The organism is Vibrio sp. 1078-1, from assembly GCF_033340475.1.
Map to the genome: position 1 here is coordinate 1 of NZ_JAWOWM010000195.1, position 834 is coordinate 834.

1 protein-coding gene is annotated in these 834 nt (G+C 46.9%); it reads left to right on the forward strand.

Going from position 1 to position 834, the window contains the following annotated elements; all coding sequences use genetic code 11:
• Positions 1-38: 38 nt before the first annotated feature.
• A partial coding sequence (locus R7190_RS26525; RefSeq protein WP_411978087.1) for an ATP-binding cassette domain-containing protein occupies positions 39-834 on the forward strand: 796 nt, incomplete at its 3' end.

Here is an 834-nt window from a genome sequence, read left to right on the forward strand (position 1 = left end):
GTCAGCTTGCTGTACAAGGACATACCACCACACTTTCCATTGATGAATGGACAATCGATAACAATGACTCTTGGGGCATCTTCAGTGCAGAAGGCGACATCGGCTCCCTGCTAGGCGATCTGCTTTGTGGCGAACTGAAACCCACACAAGGGACTTTGGATCTTGGTGAATTGAAAGTCGCGCAAGTATCGCTTTCAGAGCAACAACGACTACTTGAACGTGAGCTATTAAAGGACGACACCGATTTTCTCGATCGTATCGACCAAGGCAGTACCGTTTATGCTTTGATTTTTGAGTGCTGCCAAGATGCAGCAGCAGCGGAAAGACTGCTTGAAGAGCTCGACCTTCACCATTTAAAACAGAGCGGTTTTCGTGTTTTATCGACTGGCGAGACCAGACGAGTCATGCTCGCTAGAGCGTTGGCAACCCAACCTGACCTTGGGCTGCTGGATAATCCTTTTGTCGGTCTAGATGTTGCCCACCGCGCTTCACTCGCAACCTATTTGCACTCGCTTTCGCAATCCGTCCAGATGTTGATTACGTTTTCTCGCGAGTCCGACATACCAGAATGGATAGATCATGTGGCGCTATTTAATGCCGGCAGTCTTGACAGCACAATGAATAAAGAGAGTTGGGACAACCACCCGATAATCGAACAAATCAAGTCACAATCCCAAAAACAAAGCGAAGAGATGATGGGGTTGATACGACGTCACCAACACTCTACACACTTCGATGATCCTATTTTCGAACTAAAAAATGGCCAAGTTGAATACACTGAAAAACGTATTTTCACTGACCTGAATTGGCGCATAGATAAAGGACAACACTGGC